This is a genomic window from Rhodococcus sp. HNM0563 (assembly GCF_012726195.1).
Taxonomy (GTDB): Bacteria; Actinomycetota; Actinomycetes; order Mycobacteriales; family Mycobacteriaceae; genus Rhodococcus.
In genome coordinates this window covers 305,569-326,071 of the sequence record NZ_JAASAF010000001.1, presented here as the reverse complement: position 1 = coordinate 326,071, position 20,503 = coordinate 305,569, and the positions used below count along the sequence as shown (strand labels likewise).

The window sequence follows — 20,503 nt, the reverse complement described above, 5'->3', positions numbered from 1 at the left end:
TGCTGCCCCTACATATCGGAAGGTATGAAATCAGCCGCGCAGCCGGCGGGCGCGCGGTACTCGAGAACTGCGGGCCGCAGCCCGCCTGTGCGTTATGCCGTCCGGAGGCTCTGCCCCCAGAATTGCGCGAGACCATCTCGAACGCGCTCGACGTCGTCGGCTGTGCCCATCAATTCGAACCGATACAGATACGGCACCTTGCACTTTCGCGAGACGATGTCGCCCGCGAAACAGAACGATTCACCGAAATTGGTGTTTCCTGCCGCGATCACCCCGCGAATAAGACTCCGGTTGTGCTCGTTGTTCAAGAATCGGATCACCTGTTTGGGCACGAAATTCGTGTCGCGACCCGTGATGTTGGTGCCGCCCCCGTACGTAGGCAGGATCAATACGTACGGAGTGTGAACTTCGAACGCGACCCCGCGGTCGTGCAGCGGGATCCGGATTGCCGGGATCCCGAGTTTCTGCACGAACCGGTGGGTGTTCTCGGATGCGCTCGAGAAGTAGACCAGAGACGTCCCCGGGGTTGATCCCTGCGAGGTCATCGGTACTCACCAACTTTTCGGTCGATTGTGAAGACCGGTCCGGATTGCGGTGGTCGTACTGCCGCGGCGGGCCGCGTGGGGTCAGGCTGCGACCGCAAGCGCCTTGATGCGATCGGGACGGAACCCCGACCAGTGATCCTCGCCGGCCACCACAACGGGCGCCTGGAGGTAGCCCAGCGCCATCACGTAATCGCGGGCTTCGGGGTCCTCGGAGATGTCGACGACCGAGTAGTCGATACCGGCCTTGTCGAGGGCACGATAGGTGGCATTGCACTGGACGCAAGCAGGCTTGGTGTAGACGGTGATGCTCATGAAAACCCCTCTTTCACACGGCCCTGACCGGCCGGAAGACTGACTGCTGCGCGACGGAGGAACGCCCATCGAACCAACTCGATCCCACTTCCCCGAGGGATCGATCACGTTGTGGGCTTCCAACGGTCTAGACACTACACCTTGTGCCCGACGGATACATAGAACCCAGGATGTTGTGAGTTACATTCTTGATATTCGCAGGTCGCCTGACTTTCCCGCCTTCGGATCAGGTGCTCGAGCGGCGTGTCGGCACCGCCTTTCACGGGCGTTTCCACACAGTGTGACGCGATCCACCGACAAGTGCGGTGGGACGCGTCACCGTTGCGGTCAGGGCAGCGCCTGGAACACGTCCTCGAGGCGTGCGGGCAGATCTCTCACCCGAACTCCCGTCGCGTGCCACAACGCGTTGACGACAGCAGCTGCACTCCCGACGATGCCGATCTCCCCGACGCCTCGCGACCCCGTTGGTGTGGCCCGCATATCGTCCTCATCGAGCCACCCGGCGTCGACCTCGCCGATGTCGGCGTGGGTGGGCACGTGATACTCGGCCAGATCGTGATTCACGACGTGCCCGAAGCGATCGTCACGAACGCTTTCCTCGAACAGCGCCATCGAGATGCCGAAGCACATTCCCCCGATGAACTGGGAGCGGGCCGTGCGGGGATTGATCACCCGCCCCACGGAGAACATTCCCAGCATTCTCGGCACCCTGATCTCACCGGTGTCGGAATCGACGTGGACCTCCACGAAATGTGCGCCGTACGACTGAGCACGGTGATGCTCGAGCTCTCGATTCTCCCCTGCCGTCGCTGTCACCTCGGCGCCGGCTTCGGGTCGGTCTCCGAATCGTTTCCGGAATTCCTCGGCAGCCGTGACGATCGCGGTGCCCCACGATGAGGTACCCGACGACCCTCCGGCGACGGTCGCGTTGGGCAACGCGCTGTCGCCGATCTCGACGCGCACGTTCTCCACGTTGCAGCCGAGCGCGTCCGCGGCAATGAGGGTCAAGGCCGTCCACGCACCTGTCCCCAGGTCCGCTGCAGCGATCCGCACAATGAACCGGTCGTCGCCTTCGTGATGGATCGTTGCTCCCGAGCCGGGATTGACCATATGCGGATATGTGGCGACCGCGACACCCGTGCCGGTGAGCCACCGCCCGTGACGTCGAAGCCCTGGTTCGCGATCGTCCGGATCCCAGCCGAACCGTCGTGCACCCTCCTGGAGGCACTCGACCAGCCTCCGCGACGACCACGTCGCCCCGGTCTCCGGGTCCACCTCGGGTTCGTTACGAATACGCAGTTCGATCGGGTCGATTCCGCACGCGGTCGCGAGTTCGTCCATCGCAACTTCCCCGGCGTACATCCCGGGTGCCTCACCGGGAGCCCGCATCCAGAACGGCGCGGGCACGTCCAATGCCACCGCCCGGTGGGCGGTCCTCAGGTTCGGTACCCGGTACAGGCTTCTGGCCGACACCGCGGCCTGCTCGACGAACTCCGCGACGTGCGACGACTGCGTGTATGCCTCGTGGATCATTCCCTCGAGCCTGCCGTTGCGATCGGCCGCGATACGCACGTGTGACGACGTCGGGGCTCGGTATCCGACGTAGCCGAACATGTCCTGTCGTGAGACCGCGAACTTCACCGCGCGTCCCGGTAGCATGCGTGCGGCCATGGAGGCGAGCACGTCATGCGCATGGGGCGCGCCCTTCGATCCGAATCCCCCACCGATATACGGGCAGATCACGCGGATCTGCGCGGGATCGATACCCAGAACGGGCGCGAGTGCGTCCACCACTCCGTGCGGGTGCTGAGTCGAATCGTAGAGTGTCAACTCGTCGTGTTCCCACAACGCCACCACCGTGTGTGGTTCGAGCGGATTGTTGTGTTCCTCGGGGGTCGAATACCACTGGTCGACAACGATCTCAGCAGTATCGAACACAGCGTCGACGTCGCCGCGTTCGCTGTCTGCGGGATAACCGCCATTGGCTTTCTCCGGCGCATACATCGCCGGGTGATCGTGCCGAAATGCCACATCATGCGGCTGCGGCGCGTAGTCGATGATCAACAGATCGCAAGCCTGCCTGGCCACTTCGGGCGTCTCCGCGATCACAGCCGCAACCATCTGCCCCCGATACAGGACATCCGGGCTCTGAAGGACGAAATACTCGCCTTCCGCTTCGGCGGTAAGACGTGGGGCATCGAAGGGAGAGAGCACAGCCAGCACTCCGGGAACCGCCCGTGCCGCTACCGTGTCGATGGTCTGCACACGGCCGCGCGCGATCGTCGCGGTCGCAGGTACGAGATACGCAGGATCGGAAACGTGATGCTCGTATGCATACGGCGCGGTTCCCGTCACCTTTCTCGATCCGTCCACCCGTGCAGTCGACGTGCCGATGGCACGGTTTTCGAGGCGCCTCATGCGAACTCCTCCCGAGAGATGCGGTGGGCGAGGTCGCGCAGTACAGCGACGACGGTGCGCCGAAGCAACGTCACCTTGAAGGCGTTCCCGTCGACCGGCCGGGCGGCGGCGAGTTCGGCGTCCGCCGCCGCGGTGAACGCCTCGTCACTCGGGGACTGCCCGAGCAGCATCTCCTCGGCACGGTGTGCACGCCATGGCCTGTGCGACACTCCACCGAACGCGAGTCGGCAACCACTGATCGCACCGTCGCTCACGGTCAGTTCCGCCGCGACCGACACCAGGGCGAACGCAAACGCTGCGCGATCCCTCACTTTGCGGTAGTCAGAGGCACTACCCTGCGGTGCGGGAATATGGACGCCTACAACGAGGTCATCGCGGGCAAGAGTGGTGTCGAGTTCGGGTGTGTCCCCGGGCAGTCGGTACAACTCTTCGATCGGGATGGCCCGTTCCCCTTCCGGACCGAGGACGACGGCTTCGGCATCGAGAGCGAGCATCGCCACCGCCATGTCGGACGGGTGGGTCGCGACGCATCGATCGGACGCCCCGAACAGCGCGTGATACCGCGTGTAGCCGCCGAGGGCCGAACATCCGCTGCCGGGTTCGCGCTTGTTGCACGGCGTCGACAGGTCACGAAAGTACACACACCGGGTGCGCTGCAGAAGGTTGCCTCCCGTGGTCGCCGAATTCCTCAGCTGCGGCGAAGCGCCCGAGAGCAACGCACGGGCCAGCATCGGATAGCGCCGCCGCACCACCCGATGCGCGGCGAGATCGCTGTTCCGCACGTTGGCGCCGATGCGGACGCCACCGTCCGCAGCGTCGACGATGTCGTCGAGCGACAGTCGCGAGATATCGACCAGCAGGCCAGGTGTCTCGACTCCGAGTTTCAGGTTGTCGACGAGATTGGTCCCTCCTGCAAGAAATGTGGCATCGGGGTTGTCATGGACGAGCGCGACCGCACCGGCTGGGTCCGTAGCCCGTTCGTAGCGCAACAGCTTCATCACTCGCGCCCTCCGGTCGATACGCCCGGTCTTTCTCGCGCGATCTCGGCGATCGCAGCAACGATGTTCGGATATGCCCCGCACCGGCACAGATTTCCGCTCATTCGCTCACGGATCTCGTTGCCGTCGAGAGCGACAGTCGAGTCGAGATCCTCGGTGACGTAGCTGGGACTTCCGTGCGCAGCCTCGTCGAGCATCCCGACTGCAGAACAGATCTGACCGGGCGTGCAGTACCCGCACTGGAACGCATCGTCGTCGATGAACCGCTGCTGAAGTGGATGCAACTTGCCCTCGGAGGACAGCCCGGAGGCAGTGACGATATGCGCCCCCTCGTGGGAGACCGCGAGAGCGAGACAGGCCACGGCACGGCGGCCGTCGAGCAGTACGGTGCACGACCCGCACTGACCGTGATCGCACCCTTTCTTTGCAGAGATGATGTCGAGACGATCGCGAAGCGCGTCGAGAACAGTGGTACGCACATCGACCCTGACGCGCCGTTCTGCGCCGTCGACATGGAGCACTATGTCGCGCTCGTATCCGTTCGAGACGGAGGCCGATACGTTTTCCGTTGCCATGAGCGAACCTTCCGAACGGTGGGCTGTGCACTGGGCATTCCCGTCGGCGACTCGTTCCAATCGTTTGCCGGCGGAATCGCAGATATCGAGCCATGGCAACCCCGTGATTTAGGTAACGCTGGCCTAACCGTAGGATTGCAATGCCGGTCTCGGCATCAGCACGCAGGAGGAAGATCTTGTCCACAACATTGCACCGCCGCCGTAGTCGCGGCGCCCGCCTGGTGGCGGCCGCCGGCGCCCTGGCACTCGGAGTCACCATGACGGCGTGCTCGTCCGGTACCGAGTCGAATGAGGAGGCTTCGAGCCTGCCACCCAATCGAGCGGGGAATGGCCGCGCACCGTGGAGACCTCCGAGGGCCCCGTCACCCTCGATGCCCAACCCGAACGGATCGTGTCGACGAGCGTGACCCTCACCGGTACCCTGCTCGCCCTCGATGCACCGCTGTACGGCACCGCCGCGCAGCCGCCGAGCACAGTCACCGACGAGAACGGCCTGTTCACACAATGGGCCGATATCGCAGCCGACCGCGACGTCGAGACCCTCTACCAGGGCGAGCCCAATATCGAGGCGATCACCGCAGCGACACCGGATCTCATCGTCGTCTCGTCGAGCGGTGCAGATTCCACCCTCGATCAGGTCGAACTTCTCTCCCGGATTGCACCGACCCTCGTCTACGACTACTCGGACAAGTCGTGGCAGGACCTGACGGTGCAGATGGCCGAGGCCGTCGGCGCAGAGGAGCGGGCGGACGAGCTTCTTCACGAGTTCGACACCAAGGTCGACGAAGCGAAGACCGCGATCGCACCCGCACTCGCCGAGGAGAACACGGTGAGCATCCTCACCTACAACTCCCCAGAGGATTCCCGGGTCTTCACCGGCGAGTCCGCTCAGGGCCGCCTCGCCACCCGGCTGGGATTCGAGATCGCGTCCGTTCCCGAGACGGCAGGAGCAGCCGCTGCGGGACGCTCGGACATCATCGCCGTGGCGACCGAGAACCTGTCGCTGGCGCTGACCGGAGCGAACACGTTCATCATCAACGCCCTACCGGAGGACGCCGACCGCTTGAAGACCGATCCGACGCTGGCCAACACGAAGTCGGTCCAGAACGACGCCGTCTACGCGCTCGGCTACGACAGCTTCCGTCTCGATTACTACAGCGCGACCAACGTCATCGATCGCATCGTCGACGCGCTCGGCTGACCCAGCACCCGGCGGCGACGCGCTCCGATATCGACATGGGAACGGGCCGGAAGCCTCTGAGGTTTCCGGCCCGTTCCCATGCGAAAGTCATGATCAGGCGCTGGCGAGAGCTGCCTTCGCATCGGCGAGCGCGACCACCACGGCAGAGATCTGCTCGGCGGTCTGAGCGTGCTCCTTGGCATGCGCCTCGCCGAACTTACCGAAGGTCTCTCCGATGGTGAGTGATCCACCCTCGATGACCTTGCCACCGGCGATACCGGCAGCCTTCGTCGTGTCTTCGAGCGCCCATTTGCCTGCGTTCTGGCTCGGCGACTGACTCACGACAGCGACCGGCTTGCCTGTCATCGCGCCCACACCGTACGGCCGGGAGAGCCAATCGATGGCGTTCTTGAGAACGGCAGAGATGGTGCCGTTGTACTCGGGCGTGACGAGCAGAAACGCGTCCGCGTCCGCGGCAGCATCGCGCAGCGCAGCAGCAGCGGCCGGAACGGTCTCGCCGTCGAGATCTTCGTTGTAGAAGGGGACCTCTGCGAGGCCCTCGTACACGGTGACCTCGACTTCGTCGGGCGAAACTGCGACGGCGGTCTCCGCAAGCTGGCGGGTGACAGCTGCGGTACGCAGGCTGCCGACGAGGGCGAGAACTCGGGTCTGGGCCATGATCGGATCCTTAAAATCTGGGAAGCAACTACGCCGAGCATAACCGGACTGCGGTCCGATTCCATTCCGGGTCGGATAAAGTGTGGCCTTGTGAACACCCCGCTACCCATGGCCAGCGAAAGCACCGAACGGTGCGACGCCGCACGCAACCGACAGCGCCTCCTCGACGCCGCCGCGATGCTCGTCGCCGAACGCGGACCTGACGCGGTGACCATGGACGCCCTCGCAGCGCGCGCCGGCGTCGGCAAGGGAACGGTGTTCCGTCGCTTCGGCTCACGTGCGGGACTCATGGCTGCGCTCCTCGATCACAGCGAGTCCGCATTCCAGTACGCCTGCATGTACGGTCCTCCCCCGCTCGGGCCCGACGCCGCGCCGATCGCGCGGCTGATCGCATTCGGCCGGGCGCGCATCGAACTCGTCGAAGTCCAGGGCGAACTCCTCCGCGCGGCGGAGAGCTCCGTCGAGACCCGCCACGGCAACGCTCCCAGGCAGGTCTCGCTCATCCACCTCGAAATGCTCCTGCGCACGATCGGGATGGGCACCCGGTCCGGCCTGCTCGCCCACTCGCTGTTGGCCGCACTCGACCCCGGATTGATCCTGTACCAGTGGCGCGAGCTCGGCCATTCGCTGAAAGAACTCGCCGACAACTGGGCCGACCTCGCGCACAGGGTCGTCACCGGCGACGGTATTCCGAGCACCGAGTAGTCCAGATGAACCCGAGTGCAGAACACTCCACGTAGCGTGAGCGGATGACTCGCATCCCCGGCCTCCTAGCGCTGTGTTCCGTGGCAGTCGCTGTCTCCGCATGCAGCACCGGCGCATCCGATCCCTCCGGATCCGGTTCTGCCGACGATCTCACCGGTCGCACGTTCATCTCGACCGAGGTGAACGGCAGTCCGATTCCCGGCGGTGGGCCACTCGTCGTGGAATTCCCGGAACCCGGCCGACTCGCCGCGACCGCCGGGTGCAACCGCTTCGCCGGTGCGGTCGATCTCGCTGACAGCACCCTGCGTTCCCCTGATCTTGCGAGCACGATGATGGCGTGCCCGCCCCCTCGCGACGGAGCCGACGGATGGCTGAGTTCCCTCGTCGCCGAGTCTCCGCAGTGGAGCCTCGACGGCGACGCGCTCACCCTCACCGGTGACGGAACGACGGTGTTTCTCACCGACAAGAAGGTCGTCGACCCCGACCGGCCGATCAGCGGAACCGAATGGTTCGTCACAACCGTGCGCACCTCCGACGCGGTCATGTCGTCGGCCGCGCTGGATGAGACCGCCCCTGAACTGGTGGTCACGGAGGACGGACAGGTCTCGGGCAGCACCGGATGCAACCGGTTCACCGGAACCGCCGAAGTCAGCGATGGCACCATCGTGTTCGGTCCGCTGGCGACCACCCGCGCCGCGTGCACCGACCCCGAACTCACCGAGATCGAAAACCACGTCCTCGCGGTCCTCTCGGGTGAAACGACCTACGTGATCGACGGGGCCGAGATGACACTCACCGCGTCGAACGGTGTCGATGGGCTGGGCTACCGCGCCCGCTAGGCCCCAGTGTCGTCGGAACCAGTGTCGTCAGAACCGCTCCTCGAGCCACTGTGCGAGGGCCCGTCCGGCGACGTCGATCTGCTTCGGCCAGTCCATTGCCGACTCGTCGGCGTGGTCGCTGACGTACTTCACCAACCGCGTTCGCGTCCCCATATGGCACGCAGCGGACGCCACCGCGAACCCTTCCATGTCGACGAGATCGGCACGCGCTGCCAACGCGTCACGGACCTCTGCGTCGGAGACGAACGTGTCGCCCGTCGCGAGGACGGTGCCGTCACCCTCATCGACCGAGAGTTCGTCCTCGACCGGATGCCCGAGACTGCGCAGCACCTTGCTGCTGATGTCGTGATTGATCACCGTCGACGGCACGTAGAGTCCGCCGTGATGACCGTGCAGCGCACCCGCCGTACCGATGTTGACGACGAGCGGCCGTGCGTCTTCGGGGTAGCGCGCAAGCGCCGCAGTGACCGCAACTGCCGCGGTGACCTTCCCGATGCCGGTGATCAGGACGTCGTACCGGTCTGCCACATGCGCCGCTTCGGCCTTCGTCGCGGATACGACGAGAATCCCCTTCATACGCTGCCCTTCCCGGTCCGATCGGTTGCGCGCGCACCACCCGGTGCAGCAACAACCAGTTTCCCGCACCGTATCGCGGCTCATCGCACGTCGGCGACATGACCTAGAGTTCCCGCATGGAGAATCTTCGCGATCGCATCATCGATGAACTCGGAGTCCGACCCACCCTCGACCCGCGGGCCGAAATCGACGCGCGCGTGCAGTTTCTCGCGGACTACCTGCGCAGCACCCCGGCAAGAGGCTTCGTGCTCGGAATCAGCGGAGGACAGGACAGCACCCTGGCGGGTCGCCTCGTGCAGCTCGCGGCGGAGTCACTGCGCTCCGACGGGCACGAGGCCGAGTTCGTCGCTGTCCGCCTCCCCTACGGTGAACAGGCCGACGAACACGATGCGCGGATCGCACTCGACTTCATCAGGCCGGACCGCGAGTTCCGCGTCAACGTCAAGCCCGGTGCCGACGCGACGGCGGCCGAAGCTGCAGAGGGCATCCGAGAGCTCCTCGGACCCGAGACCGGACTCCGCGACTTCGTCCGCGGCAACATCAAAGCCCGCGAGCGCATGATGCTGCAATACGCGATTGCGGGCCAGCTCGGCTACCTGGTGGTCGGCACAGATCACGCGGCAGAAGCCGTCACCGGCTTCTTCACCAAGTTCGGGGACGGCGGGGTCGACATCACCCCGCTCACCGGTCTGACGAAGCGACAGGGCGCGGCGCTCCTACGCGAACTGGGTGCGCCGGAGACGACGTGGAAGAAGATTCCGACCGCAGACCTCGAGGACGATCGGCCGGCCCTGCCCGACGAAGTCGCACTCGGCATGACCTACGCCGAGATCGACGACTACCTCGAAGGCAAGGACGTCACCGCGGAGGTGGCAGAAAAGGTCGAGCGCATGTTCCTCGCGACGAGGCACAAGCGGACGGTGCCGGTCACTCCGTACGACACCTGGTGGCGCTGAGCGCTACCCGCCGGCGAAGGGCGGTAACACGTCCACCTTCGCCCCCGCCGGGTAGGTCAGATCTCGGGTGAGTTCGCCACCCCCCGCTCCCGGTTCGACGAGGTACGCGGCGACCGACAGGACCCGTTCCATGTCGGCGCCGTGTCGCTCGATCAGAGCCGCGCGCAGTGCTGCCAGGTCGGAGCCGACCGCGAGGTCGACCGTCTCCTTCTCCCGTCCCGCGGCGTCGGCTGCCGCCGCGAAGTACCGCACCTCGATCCCGGTCATCTGATCAACCACCGATTGCTCCCATACTGCGTTCCGGCGGAACGAAATCCGCCGCGTCGATGCCGTGTCCGGCCCACTTGTTCCACATCGCGCCGCGCCACAACGCGGCAAGCTCGTCGTCGGTCGCACCACCACGGATCGCCGCCCGCAGATCGGTCTCCCGATCACTGAACAGGCACGACCGTACGGTGCCCTCCGCCGTCAGACGCGTGCGGTCGCAGTCCGAACAGAACGACCGGGTCACCGAGGCGATGATCCCCACCGTCGCGGGGCCCCCGTCGACGGACCACCGTTCCGCGGGAGCCGACGGGTCCTCACGGGCGGTCTCGGTGAGAGTGAAGCGGGCACCGAGCACCTCGAGCAGACGCTGTGCGGTGACCATGTTCGTCCGCGCCCATTCGTGGTCGGCGTCGAGGGGCATCTCCTCGATGAACCGCAGTTCGACGCCTTCGTCGAGGCACCACTGCAGGAGGTCGGCGGCGCCGTCGAGGGTTTCGGGCATGAGGACCGCGTTGACCTTGACCCGAGTGAATCCGACGGTCTTGGCCGCGCGGATGCCTGCGAGGACCGAGTCGAGTCGGTCGCGGCGGGTCAGCCGGGCGAAATGATCGCGGTCGACGGTGTCGAGGGAGATGTTGATGCGGGACAGTCCGGCGTCGCGGAGGCCCTGTGCGCGGTGGGCGAGTCCGACGGCGTTGCTGGTCAGCGCCAGGGGCACGTCGGGGGCGATGCGGCGGCAGCCGGCGATGATGTCTTCGAGGTCGCGGCGCATGAGGGGTTCACCGCCGGTGAACCGCACTTCCTGTACGCCGAGTCGGCCGGTGGCGACTCCGACCAGGCGCACGATTTCTGCGGTGGTGAGCAGTTGCTCGCGCGGGATCGGGGGTAGGCCTTCTTCGGGCATGCAGTAGGTGCAGCGCAGGGAGCATTTTTCGGTGATGGAGACGCGCAGGTCCCGTGCGACGCGCCCGAAGCGGTCGAGCAGGTCGGGCACGTCGGGGCGGTCCGATACGTCGTCGGTCCCCCCGCGCACGGACGGCATTCCCACATCCACGGCAGTCACAGAATCACCGGCCTCATGCCGCCAGTATGCCTATCGAACGCGCCCGGCGATACGAATGCCACGGAAGGCACCGGTACGGTAGTCGCCATGGCAGGCGGCAGGCGGTCCGTGGAGGAACATGCACAGCACGTAGCGGAGCTTCTCGAACCGCTCCGGTCGGTACCTTCTGTCCAGGTGCCGCTTGCACGGTCGCTGGGCCGGACACTGGCCGAGCCGGTCCACGCACCGATCTCGCTTCCTCCGTTCCGGAACTCTCAGATGGATGGTTACGCCGTCGACGCAGCGTCGGTCGCCTCCGTGCCCGTCACGCTGACCGTGCAGGCCGTCATCGCTGCCGGCGACGCAGTCTCCACCCTGAACGGAGGCGCCGCACTCAAGATCATGACCGGTGCTCCGATCCCCGACGGTGCCGATGCGGTCGTTCCGGTCGAGGACACCGAGACAGACGACGCGGCGGGCACCGTCACCGTGCATCGCACGGCCACCTCCGGCACGTACGTGCGCGAGGCCGGCAGCGATGTGCACGCCGGGGAGCTTCTGCTCCCCGCCGGCACGGTTCTCGCGGCCCGGCACATCTCGGTCCTCGCCGCAGTGGGCCTGACCGACGTGCCTGTTCGGCGGCGTCCCCGTGTCGCGGTGATCTCCACCGGCAGTGAGCTCGTCACCCCCGGCGAAGCACTCGAGCCCGGGAAGATCTACAACTCGAACGGTCCCGCTCTCGCGGCGAGTGCCGCCTCGAACGGCGCCGAGGTCGCCTCGATCGCTCACTGCGAGGACGATCCCGAGGAGTTCGCTGCCATGATCGCCCACGCCGTGGCCGTCGCCGATGTCGTCTTCACCTCCGGCGGCGTCTCGAAGGGCGATTTCGAGGTCGTCAAGGACACCCTCGAGCCGCGTGGCGGCACCTTCTTGTCGGTGGCAATGCAACCGGGCGGACCGCAGGGCACCGCTGTCGTCGACGGCGTACCTATCCTGACGTTCCCCGGTAACCCCGTGAGCGCGCTGGTCTCGTTCGAGGTCTTCGCCCGTCCGCTCCTGCGCGACCTCGCGGGACTACCTGCGATCGTTCCCGGCACGCGACCGCTTGCCGATGGCATCAAGTCCATCCCGGGCCGTCGTCAGTTCCTGCGCGCCCGTCTCGATGGTGACAATGTGGTGCCGCTGCCCGGACACGGTTCTCATCTGGTTGCGGGACTGGCCACCGCGGATGCGCTGATCGACGTCGACCCCGACACCACCACCCTCGAATCCGGAGATCTCGTGAAAGTGCTTCCACTGTGAGCGAATTGAGTCACCTCGACGACCAAGGCCGCGCGCGGATGGTCGACGTCTCGACGAAGAGCGATACGCATCGAGTCGCCGTCGCTGCAGGCGAGTTGGCGACCACCGCCGAGGTGATCGCGCTCGTCCGCGCCGACGACATGCCGAAGGCAGACGTACTGGCCACCGCCCGCATCGCAGGCATCGGCGCCGCCAAGCGCACGTGGGAATTGATTCCCTTGTGCCACCAGCTTGCCCTGTCGACGGTGAAAGTGACGTTCGGTTTCACCGACACGACGATCACGATCGAGGCCGTCGCAAAGACCACCGGCCCGACCGGAGTCGAGATGGAGGCACTCACCGCGGTGGCCGTCGCCGGCCTCACTCTCCACGACATGGTCAAAGCCGTCGATCCCGCGGCGGTACTCAACGGTGTGCGGCTGGTGTCGAAGGAAGGCGGCAAGCGGGGGCGGTGGTTCCGTGACGACGCACCCGAGCAATCCGATGCGTCGGTAGCCGAACCGGCGGCGGCACGATCCGCCGTCGTCGTGGTGTCCTCCACCGGCGTGGCCGCAGGTACCCGCGAGGACAAGACCGGCCCGACGATCGAGAAGTGGCTCACCGAGCGGGGGTTCTCCGTACGGGGACCGCTGATCTACGCCGACGCGGAGATCGCCTCGGGCCTGGCCGACGCCCTCACCGGCGGCCCCGCCCTGCTCATCACCACCGGCGGCACCGGAGCGTCCCCCACCGACGGCACGCCCGAAGCCACCCTCGCGATCCTCGACCGCGAACTGCCCGGTGTCGCCGACTCCATCCGACGGCGCGGCCTCGACGTCACACCGCACGCCGTGCTCTCCCGCGGAGTCGCCGGCCTCGCCGGATCCACGGTCGTGGTGAATTTGCCCGGGTCGCCGGGCGGGGTCAAGGACGGGCTCGCCGCACTCGACCCCATCCTCGATCACCTGTTGGCGCAAGTATCCGGAGGCGGAGCCCATGAGTGACCTGTTTGCAAGAATTTCGTCGGAGCCGTTGGATCCTGCCGCGGTGGACGCCGCGGTCGCCGGACCCGAGCACGGCGCAGTGGTGGTGTTCACCGGCGCGGTGCGCAACCACGACGGCGGCAAGGCAGTGACGGCGCTCGAGTACAAGTCGCACCCGGACGCCGAGTCGTTCCTGCGGCGCGTCTGCGAGGAGGTCGCCGCGGAATCCGGTCTTCCGGTCGCGGCGGTCCATCGGGTGGGCGAACTCACCATCGGCGACCTCGCGATCGTCACGGCGGTCGCCGCACCGCACCGAGCAGAGGCGTTCGCGACGTGCGCCGAACTAGTCGAACGCATCAAACATGAAGTGCCCATTTGGAAACGGCAGCAGTTCGCCGACGGCCTCTCCGAGTGGGTCGGCGTCTGCTGACCATCCCTCCGCTTCCGAGCGGATGGCACCGTCCCCGCCTCCGACACGGTGACGGTGCCATTCGCTCGCATGCGGGGACGCTGGTTCGGCGACGCGTGGGGTAGGCTGACCCGGTTCGGGTGTCACGACGACATCCACCGTCGTGGGATACCGGCGGCCCGGGATCGTGCCCGGCCCGCAAGCGCACTTCATCGGCTTTCCTCGCGGCGATCACACCGCACCATCTCGGGATCTCTCCCGTATGCGTGCACACACGCCGCAGTGAAAGGCAGCGCTGTTCTATGACCACATCCTTTTCCGATCTCGGGGTTCCCCGTCCCCTCGTCGCCGCACTGAGCGACTCGGGCATCACCAGTCCGTTCCCCATCCAGGCGGATACCCTTCCCGATTCGCTCGCGGGTCGCGACGTCCTCGGCCGCGGCCGCACGGGCAGCGGCAAGACCCTCGCCTTCTCGATCCCACTGACTGCCCGCCTCTCAGGAGGTTCGACGCGCGCTGCCGGACGCCCCCGCGGCCTGGTGCTCGCCCCCACCCGCGAACTCGCCACCCAGATCGCCGCTGTGGTCGAGCCCCTCGCCCACACCGCGGGTCTACGGGTCACCACGATCTTCGGTGGCGTGTCCCAGAACCGTCAGGTCGAAGCCCTCCGGCGCGGCGTCGACATCGTCATCGCCTGCCCGGGCCGCCTCGAGGACCTGATGCGTCAGGGTTTCGTGAGCCTCGATTCGGTCGAGGTCACCGTCCTCGACGAGGCGGATCACATGGCCGACCTCGGATTCCTGCCCGGCGTCACCCGTATCCTGAACGCCACCGCAAAGGACGGGCAGCGACTGCTGTTCTCGGCGACGCTGGACAATGGTGTCGACAAGCTCGTCAAGAAGTTCCTGAGCAACCCGATCCTCCATTCGGTCGACGAGGCCAACTCTCCCGTTGCCGCGATGACGCACCACGTGTTCGACGTCGCAGGCGTCGATGCGAAGAAGGACCTCGTGCGCACCCTCGCGTCGGGGACGGGTCGTCGAATCCTGTTCATGCGCACCAAACATCAGGCCCGCAAGCTCGCCAAGCAGCTCACCGACTCCGGTATCCCCTCGGTGGATCTGCATGGCAACCTGTCGCAGAACGCACGCGACCGGAACCTGGCGGCGTTCGCATCAGGTGAGGCACGCGTGCTCGTTGCCACCGACGTTGCGGCACGTGGTGTGCATGTCGACGACGTACAACTGGTCGTGCACGTGGATCCGCCTGCCGAACACAAGGCCTACCTGCACCGGTCCGGACGGACCGCGCGCGCAGGCAGCGCAGGCGATGTGGTGACCCTCGTGCTCCCGGACCAGCGCAAGGACCTCGCGACCATCATGCGCAAGGCGTCGATCAATGTCACTCCGGTGAAGACCACCGCCAGTTCCGAGCACGTCCTCGCGCTTGTCGGCGAGATCGCGCCGCACGTGCCGCCCGCTCCGAAGCAGGCGGCGACATCCGGGTCGAACCGCCCGGCTCGTTCCGGTGCTCGCCGCAACGGCGGCTCTCGCCAGGGCACCGGTACACGCAGCGAAGGTGGAGCACGCCAAGGCGGATCGGGTCGTCAGGGCTCGGGGGCACGCAACGGTTCCGCCGCACGCCAGGGCGCGGCGGGGGGTCGTCGTACCGCAGCAGCAGGCCAGGGCGCAGCGGGCGGCGGCCGACGTCGGGCACCGCGCCGCAACACAGCTGCCCACTAGAAACACCCCGCGGTTGCGCCGCCGAGTACGTAAACAGGTTCTCAGCGCGGCGTGAACCGGTGGACGGCGTACATCGCGTCCGCCGACACCGGTTCGCCCGCCACGCAGCGATGCAGCTGCTCGCGAACGGCGTCGGAATCCAGATCGGCCCCGATGACGACGAGCCGGGTGGTTTCCGGGGCGTCGTCGCCGCGACCGGGTGGTTCGAATCGGATATGGTCGCCGACCGTCTGCAACAGGTATCGGGTCGAGCGCAGGCCCGCGGTGACCGTCACATAGCCCTTGATCCGGAATACTCCGGCCGGCTGGTTCTCCAGGAGATCTACGAGCGCGCGCGGATGCAAGGGTGCGTCGCTTTCGAAGGTGATGGAGTCGTACCCGTCGTGCAGGTGCCGATGATCGTGCTCGTCCTCTTCGCGGAGGAGGTCGTCGAGGGTGAGCTGTTCGCCGGCTCGTGGTTCGGCACGCCCGGAGAAATCGAACAGCAGACCCGGGTCGATCCGACCACGCTCGGTCGAGACCACCGCCGCACGTGCGTTGAGTCCGCACAGGCGGCCGAGCAGGTCGTCGTGGGCGTCCGCGTCGACGCGATCGGTCTTGTTGAGCAGAATCAGATCGGCCATTGCAACGTGCTGGTCGAGTTCGGGATGCCGCTCCCGCGTGTTGTCGAACTCGTAGGCGTCGACCACGAGGACCAGGCCACCGTAGGTGATGTACTCGTTCTCCGAGCTCACGACGAGCCGCACCATGTTGCGTGGTTCGGCCAGCCCACTCGCTTCGACGACGATGACGTCGAGATCGGATTTCGGGTGTGCGAGTCTGTCGAGCATCGCGTCCATGTCGCTGACGTCGACCGCACAGCACAGACATCCGTTGCTGAGCGACACCATGGAGTCGACTTGACCGGCAACCATCATCGAGTCGATATTGACCGAGCCGAAGTCGTTGACTATCACCCCGATTCGTGCACCCCGGGTGTTTCGCAGCAGATGGTTGAGCAACGTGGTCTTACCCGACCCGAGGAAACCGGCGACAACGACGACCGGAATCTTCCGTTTCGCCATGTGTTCCTCCTCGACCGTCGTTCGTCCGGCCCATGCTAGGACGTGACCCGGCCGAGGGGGCCACCCGCCCTCGACGTGCCGTGCGCGGTTCCGGTAGCAGGCGCTACCGGAACCACGCACGGGTGGTAGTCAGCTACCTCGCTTGATCCACTCCTCCAGGTGCGGCGACTCGGTACCGATGGTGGTGCCGTCGCCGTGCCCGGTGTGCACTGTCGTCTCGGCAGGCAGAGCGAACAGCTTGTCGCGAATCGACCCGATGATCGTCGGGAAGTCCGAGAAGGAGCGTCCGGTCGCGCCCGGACCACCCGAGAACAGGGTGTCGCCGGTGAACAGTTCTCCGGCCTCCGGCACGTACAGGCAGGTCGAGCCCGGCGAATGGCCCGGCGTCGCGATCGCCTGGATGTCGGTACCCGCAACAGCAATCCGCTGACCATCCTCCAGCGTCCCGTGCGCGACGCCCGGATGGGTCATCTCCCACAGCATGTTGTCGGCCGGGTTCAGCAGGATCGGTGCGTCGAGGCGCTCCGAGAGCTCCGGTGCAACGGTGATGTGGTCGTTGTGCGCGTGTGTGCACACGATCGCCACGACCTTGCGACCATCGACGGCGTCGATGATGGGCTGTGCGCTGTGCGCAGCATCGATCACCACCACCTCGTCGTCGTTGCCGACGAGCCAGATGTTGTTGTCGACCTGCCACTGGCCGCCGTCGAGCGCGAACACACCGGACGTGACGACCCGGTCGATCCTGATGGGGCTCGTCGCGCTCACAACACCACCACCGAACGCAGAACCTCACCGCGATGCATCGTCTCGAATGCCTTCTCGACATCGTCGATACCGATGCGCTCGGTGACGAACTTCTCGAGCGGAAGCCGTCCCTGCTGGTACAGGTCGACGTAGGTCGGGAAGTCGCGTTCGGGCAGGCAGTCGCCGTACCACGAACTCTTGAGCGACCCGCCGTGCGAGAAGAAGTCGATCAGCGGCATCTCGAGTGTCATGTCCGGGGTCGGTACGCCGACCAGGACGACCGTGCCTGCGAGGTCGCGGGCGTAGAACGCCTGCTTGTACGTCTCGGGGCGGCCGACCGCATCGATGACCACATCGGCGCCGAATCCTCCGGTGATCTCCTGGATGCGCTCGACCGCGTCGACGTTCGTCGAGTTGATCACGTGGGTGGCGCCGAGATCGGTGGCCCACTCGAGCTTCTTGTCGTCGCGGTCGACGGCGATGATCGTGCCCGCACCTGCGAGACGCGCACCCATGATGGCGGCGTCGCCGACACCGCCGCAGCCGATGACGGCGACGGACTGGCCTCGGGTGATGCCGCCGGTGTTGACTGCAGCACCCAGACCGGCCATCACGCCGCAGCCGAGCAGCCCCACGACCGCGGGATCGGCGGTCGGGTCGACCTTGGTGCACTGGCCTGCGTGTACCAGCGTCTTGTCGGCGAACGCGCCGATACCGAGGGCGGGGCTCAGTTCGGTTCCGTCTTCGAGGGTCATCTTCTGAGTGGCGTTGAAGGTATCGAAGCAGTACTGGGGTTGGCCTCGTTTGCACGCGCGACACCGACCGCACACGGCGCGCCAGTTCAGGACGACGAAGTCGCCCACCTCCACCGAGTCGACGCCGTCACCGACCGATTCGACGACACCCGCCGCCTCGTGACCGAGCAGGAACGGGAACTCGTCGTTGATGCCGCCTTCACGGTAGTGCAGGTCGGTGTGGCACACGCCGCACGCGGCGATCGCGACAACGACCTCACCCGGTCCCGGATCCGGAATGACAATGGGCACGACCTCGACGGGCGCACCCTTCGCACGTGCAACAACTCCCCGGACTGTCTGCGACATGGTGGTGTCTCCTTCGTGACGGTGTACGGAGCCTGATCGGCCTCCGCCACGACCATATCGACCCGCCGAGCTCTCCGAACCTGATCGAAGGGCGGGACCCACCTATCCGAACGACCAGCCGCTGCTTTCGGCGAATATCCGTCGATATGTAACGCGGCAGTAAGTTTCCGCGACGTGTGTGGTGACCCGCTCGTAATTCCCGCCCGGATTCTTCCGAATGGTGAGATCGGAATGGTAATTGCCCATGGCAACTCATAACTCGTCGTCCCGACGCCGCATTCTGGCCGGCGTCATGGCTCCTGTCACTCTCGGCGTCGCGGCCATCGTCGCGATCACAGTGGCGCAGCCGAACGTGCCCACCACCGCAGATCCGGCACTCGTCGTGTCGACACAGGACTGCTACGACATGGTGACCATCTCGCTCGGTGGCAGAGGCGACGCGCCGCATGACCAGAGCAAGATGCTGGTCACGCCGGACGGGACCACGCTGCCCGCAGCGCTGTCGGACGATTACCACAGCCATTGGGTGGACCCGGTGGTCAACGCACCGCGGGACACGGTCGGCGACGAGTCCTACGCAGCCGTCTATGTCGACTACCCGGCTCACATGGACTCCTATGAGGAGGCCGTCAACGGCGGCGTCGAAAACACGAAGACGATCATCCAGGCCATCCAGGTTTCGTGCCCCGACACGAAGTTCGCCATCGTCGGCTACAGCCAGGGCGCCGATGTCGCGCGCCGGGCCGCCCAGGAAATCGGCAACCAGAAACCGAACGAGGACGGGTCGTACGACATCATCGATCCTGATTCGGTCGTGGGCGTGGTGATTCTCGCCGACGCCGGACGCGCTGCAGGTGAAGGGCAATTCCCCGGCGCCGAGAACGAATACGGCAATCCCGACGGATTCGACCGGAAGTACCAGGACGGCAAGGACAGCGCATCCGGAAGTGGTGCACTGCCCGACACCGGCGGCGGATTCGGTGCACTCGACGGCAAGGTCGCATCGTTCTGCTCCGAAGGCGACCTGACGTGCTCGGCGCCCGAGAACATCGCACTCCTGCAACTCGCGATCAACGTCGGACGGCAACTCAACATCGATGCGTTGCAGCGTGACGGGCTCACCCCGGAAACCGGTATGAACGTCGCCCAGGTTCTCAGCGGCGTGGCACTGGCCGCCCTCGCCGACATTTCCGCGAACGACGAGTGGATGCAATCGGACGAAACCTTCCTCGATGTGCTGATCAAGGTCTCGGATCCCACGTACGTCCCGAACGATCCTGCGGTGAAGAATGTTTCGACCGATGGTACCGAGGAGCCGATTCCCGCCGACCGTCTCGCGAACCTGGCGTACCTGCCCGAGAAACTGTTCAAGGAGGTCGTCGGTTTCATCGAGGACAACCAGAACACTCTCCAGGTGGCGCTGAGTGATCCGTACCAGCAGACCCTCGGCCCCGACACCGGACACCACTTCGACTACTGGCGCGACAACGGCGAGGGCAAGCCGTTGACCTCCGCCGAGTACGCGGCCGCATGGCTGACCCACCTCGCCGAGCAGGCGAAGAACGGTGAGCCGGTGAAGACCGACGTCGACCCGAAAACCGCGAAGCTCGGCATCGCGAGCGATGAGGCTCTCGCGGTCGAAACCACCTCCACCGCCACGACATCACCTTCCGAGGTTCCCGCAACCGATGCCACCGTCTCGACCGACGCCGCCGTCCCGACCGACGGCATTGCACCGGCGCCGGGGGCAGTCGTCCCCGCACCGGTCCAGGGCACCGCGCCTGTCAATGGCACCGCGCCTGTCGATGGCACCGCACCGGTGGACCCGCTCGCCGTACCCGCTCCCGGTGCGACCCCACCGGCCGAGGGGCTCGACATCCCGGCGCCCGGACTGACCCCGGCTCCCACAGCGACCACACCCGCACCTCCCGCGGGTGACGGCAGCGTGACCTCCCCCGACCAGCAGGTCCCGGGATCCACTGCAACAACGAAGGCACCGCAGCCAACCACCACCACGTCGGTGCGGGAACCCGCAGCAGCCTGACCTACGACCCGAGAAACAAAGTCCGAGTCACGAACTCGA

21 protein-coding genes are annotated in these 20,503 nt (G+C 66.1%); 9 read left to right on the top strand and 12 right to left on the bottom strand.

The window, feature by feature from the left end:
- Window positions 1–92: 92 nt before the first annotated feature.
- The 5 genes from nrdI to HCA61_RS01585 form a co-directional block, all read right to left on the bottom strand.
- Entirely contained in the window at window positions 93–545 is a 453-nt protein-coding gene (nrdI, locus tag HCA61_RS01605; RefSeq protein WP_169686013.1) for a class Ib ribonucleoside-diphosphate reductase assembly flavoprotein NrdI, read from the bottom strand.
- Between the two features lie 81 nt (window positions 546–626).
- Window positions 627–857 (bottom strand): redoxin NrdH, encoded by a 231-nt coding sequence (locus HCA61_RS01600; protein ID WP_169686011.1) that lies wholly within the window; start codon window positions 855–857, stop codon window positions 627–629.
- 327 nt (window positions 858–1,184) lie between these two features.
- Window positions 1,185–3,275 (bottom strand): xanthine dehydrogenase family protein molybdopterin-binding subunit, encoded by a 2,091-nt coding sequence (locus tag HCA61_RS01595; RefSeq protein WP_169686009.1) that lies wholly within the window; start codon window positions 3,273–3,275, stop codon window positions 1,185–1,187.
- The gene (locus tag HCA61_RS01590) at window positions 3,272–4,273 is read right to left on the bottom strand and encodes a xanthine dehydrogenase family protein subunit M (protein ID WP_169686822.1); all 1,002 of its coding nucleotides are present in this window, start codon (window positions 4,271–4,273) and stop codon (window positions 3,272–3,274) included. The genes HCA61_RS01595 and HCA61_RS01590 overlap by 4 nt, the downstream gene beginning before the upstream one ends.
- The gene (locus tag HCA61_RS01585; RefSeq protein ID WP_169686007.1) at window positions 4,273–4,848 is read right to left on the bottom strand and encodes a 2Fe-2S iron-sulfur cluster-binding protein; all 576 of its coding nucleotides are present in this window, start codon (window positions 4,846–4,848) and stop codon (window positions 4,273–4,275) included. Before HCA61_RS01585 ends, HCA61_RS01590 begins: the two co-directional genes overlap by 1 nt.
- 340 nt (window positions 4,849–5,188) lie before the next feature.
- Here HCA61_RS01585 and fepB point away from each other — a divergent pair, with 340 nt between their 5' ends.
- Window positions 5,189–6,049 (top strand): Fe2+-enterobactin ABC transporter substrate-binding protein, encoded by an 861-nt coding sequence (gene fepB / locus HCA61_RS01580; RefSeq protein ID WP_346777461.1) that lies wholly within the window; start codon window positions 5,189–5,191, stop codon window positions 6,047–6,049.
- Between the two features lie 93 nt (window positions 6,050–6,142).
- Here the strand turns inward: fepB and HCA61_RS01575 are convergent, their stop codons facing one another.
- Window positions 6,143–6,706, bottom strand: coding sequence for an NAD(P)H-dependent oxidoreductase (locus tag HCA61_RS01575; RefSeq protein ID WP_169686005.1), 564 nt, complete (start codon window positions 6,704–6,706; stop codon window positions 6,143–6,145).
- A 108-nt stretch (window positions 6,707–6,814) separates the two neighbouring features.
- Between HCA61_RS01575 and HCA61_RS01570 the strand changes: the two genes are divergently transcribed.
- On the top strand, window positions 6,815–7,411 hold the full coding sequence (locus tag HCA61_RS01570; protein WP_169686820.1) for a TetR/AcrR family transcriptional regulator: 597 nt from the start codon (window positions 6,815–6,817) through the stop codon (window positions 7,409–7,411).
- Window positions 7,412–7,455: 44 nt separating this feature from the next.
- On the top strand, window positions 7,456–8,250 hold the full coding sequence (locus tag HCA61_RS01565; RefSeq protein WP_169686003.1) for an META domain-containing protein: 795 nt from the start codon (window positions 7,456–7,458) through the stop codon (window positions 8,248–8,250).
- A gap of 27 nt (window positions 8,251–8,277) precedes the next feature.
- On the opposite strand, the gene HCA61_RS01560 is transcribed toward HCA61_RS01565, so the two are convergent.
- Window positions 8,278–8,826 carry a nucleosidase gene (locus HCA61_RS01560; protein ID WP_169686001.1) on the bottom strand — a complete coding sequence of 183 codons (549 nt, stop codon included), beginning with the start codon at window positions 8,824–8,826 and terminating at the stop codon, window positions 8,278–8,280.
- A 116-nt stretch (window positions 8,827–8,942) separates the two neighbouring features.
- Here HCA61_RS01560 and nadE point away from each other — a divergent pair, with 116 nt between their 5' ends.
- A complete protein-coding gene (gene nadE / locus HCA61_RS01555; RefSeq protein WP_169685999.1) occupies window positions 8,943–9,782 on the top strand; it encodes an ammonia-dependent NAD(+) synthetase in 840 nt (279 codons plus the stop codon).
- Between the two features lie 3 nt (window positions 9,783–9,785).
- On the opposite strand, the gene HCA61_RS01550 is transcribed toward nadE, so the two are convergent.
- Together HCA61_RS01550 and moaA are read right to left on the bottom strand one after the other, a co-directional pair.
- The gene (locus tag HCA61_RS01550; RefSeq protein WP_169685997.1) at window positions 9,786–10,049 is read right to left on the bottom strand and encodes a MoaD/ThiS family protein; all 264 of its coding nucleotides are present in this window, start codon (window positions 10,047–10,049) and stop codon (window positions 9,786–9,788) included.
- 4 nt (window positions 10,050–10,053) lie between these two features.
- A complete protein-coding gene (gene moaA, locus HCA61_RS01545) occupies window positions 10,054–11,112 on the bottom strand; it encodes a GTP 3',8-cyclase MoaA (RefSeq protein ID WP_169685995.1) in 1,059 nt (352 codons plus the stop codon).
- Window positions 11,113–11,199: 87 nt separating this feature from the next.
- Between moaA and glp the strand changes: the two genes are divergently transcribed.
- The 4 genes from glp (at window position 11,200) to HCA61_RS01525 (ending at window position 15,506) form a co-directional block, all read left to right on the top strand.
- Window positions 11,200–12,393, top strand: a complete 1,194-nt coding sequence (gene glp / locus HCA61_RS01540) for a gephyrin-like molybdotransferase Glp (protein WP_169685993.1) — start codon at window positions 11,200–11,202, stop codon at window positions 12,391–12,393.
- Complete coding sequence (moaCB, locus tag HCA61_RS01535; protein WP_346777460.1) at window positions 12,390–13,376, top strand: bifunctional molybdenum cofactor biosynthesis protein MoaC/MoaB; 987 nt, start codon at window positions 12,390–12,392, stop codon at window positions 13,374–13,376. Before glp ends, moaCB begins: the two co-directional genes overlap by 4 nt.
- Window positions 13,369–13,785, top strand: a complete 417-nt coding sequence (locus HCA61_RS01530; protein ID WP_169685991.1) for a molybdenum cofactor biosynthesis protein MoaE — start codon at window positions 13,369–13,371, stop codon at window positions 13,783–13,785. Before moaCB ends, HCA61_RS01530 begins: the two co-directional genes overlap by 8 nt.
- A 281-nt stretch (window positions 13,786–14,066) precedes the next feature.
- Window positions 14,067–15,506, top strand: coding sequence for a DEAD/DEAH box helicase (locus tag HCA61_RS01525; protein WP_169685989.1), 1,440 nt, complete (start codon window positions 14,067–14,069; stop codon window positions 15,504–15,506).
- A gap of 41 nt (window positions 15,507–15,547) precedes the next feature.
- On the opposite strand, the gene HCA61_RS01520 is transcribed toward HCA61_RS01525, so the two are convergent.
- The 3 genes from HCA61_RS01520 to HCA61_RS01510 form a co-directional block, all read right to left on the bottom strand.
- Window positions 15,548–16,570 (bottom strand): GTP-binding protein, encoded by a 1,023-nt coding sequence (locus HCA61_RS01520; RefSeq protein ID WP_169685987.1) that lies wholly within the window; start codon window positions 16,568–16,570, stop codon window positions 15,548–15,550.
- A 129-nt stretch (window positions 16,571–16,699) separates the two neighbouring features.
- Window positions 16,700–17,338 (bottom strand): MBL fold metallo-hydrolase, encoded by a 639-nt coding sequence (locus HCA61_RS01515; RefSeq protein WP_169685985.1) that lies wholly within the window; start codon window positions 17,336–17,338, stop codon window positions 16,700–16,702.
- Window positions 17,335–18,420: an S-(hydroxymethyl)mycothiol dehydrogenase gene (locus tag HCA61_RS01510; RefSeq protein ID WP_169685983.1), complete on the bottom strand. Its 1,086-nt coding sequence runs from the start codon at window positions 18,418–18,420 to the stop codon at window positions 17,335–17,337. The genes HCA61_RS01515 and HCA61_RS01510 overlap by 4 nt, the downstream gene beginning before the upstream one ends.
- A gap of 244 nt (window positions 18,421–18,664) precedes the next feature.
- On the opposite strand from HCA61_RS01510, the gene HCA61_RS01505 reads away from it, so the two are divergent.
- Entirely contained in the window at window positions 18,665–20,464 is a 1,800-nt protein-coding gene (locus HCA61_RS01505) for a cutinase family protein (RefSeq protein ID WP_169685981.1), read from the top strand.
- The last annotated feature ends 39 nt before the right edge of the window (window positions 20,465–20,503 follow it).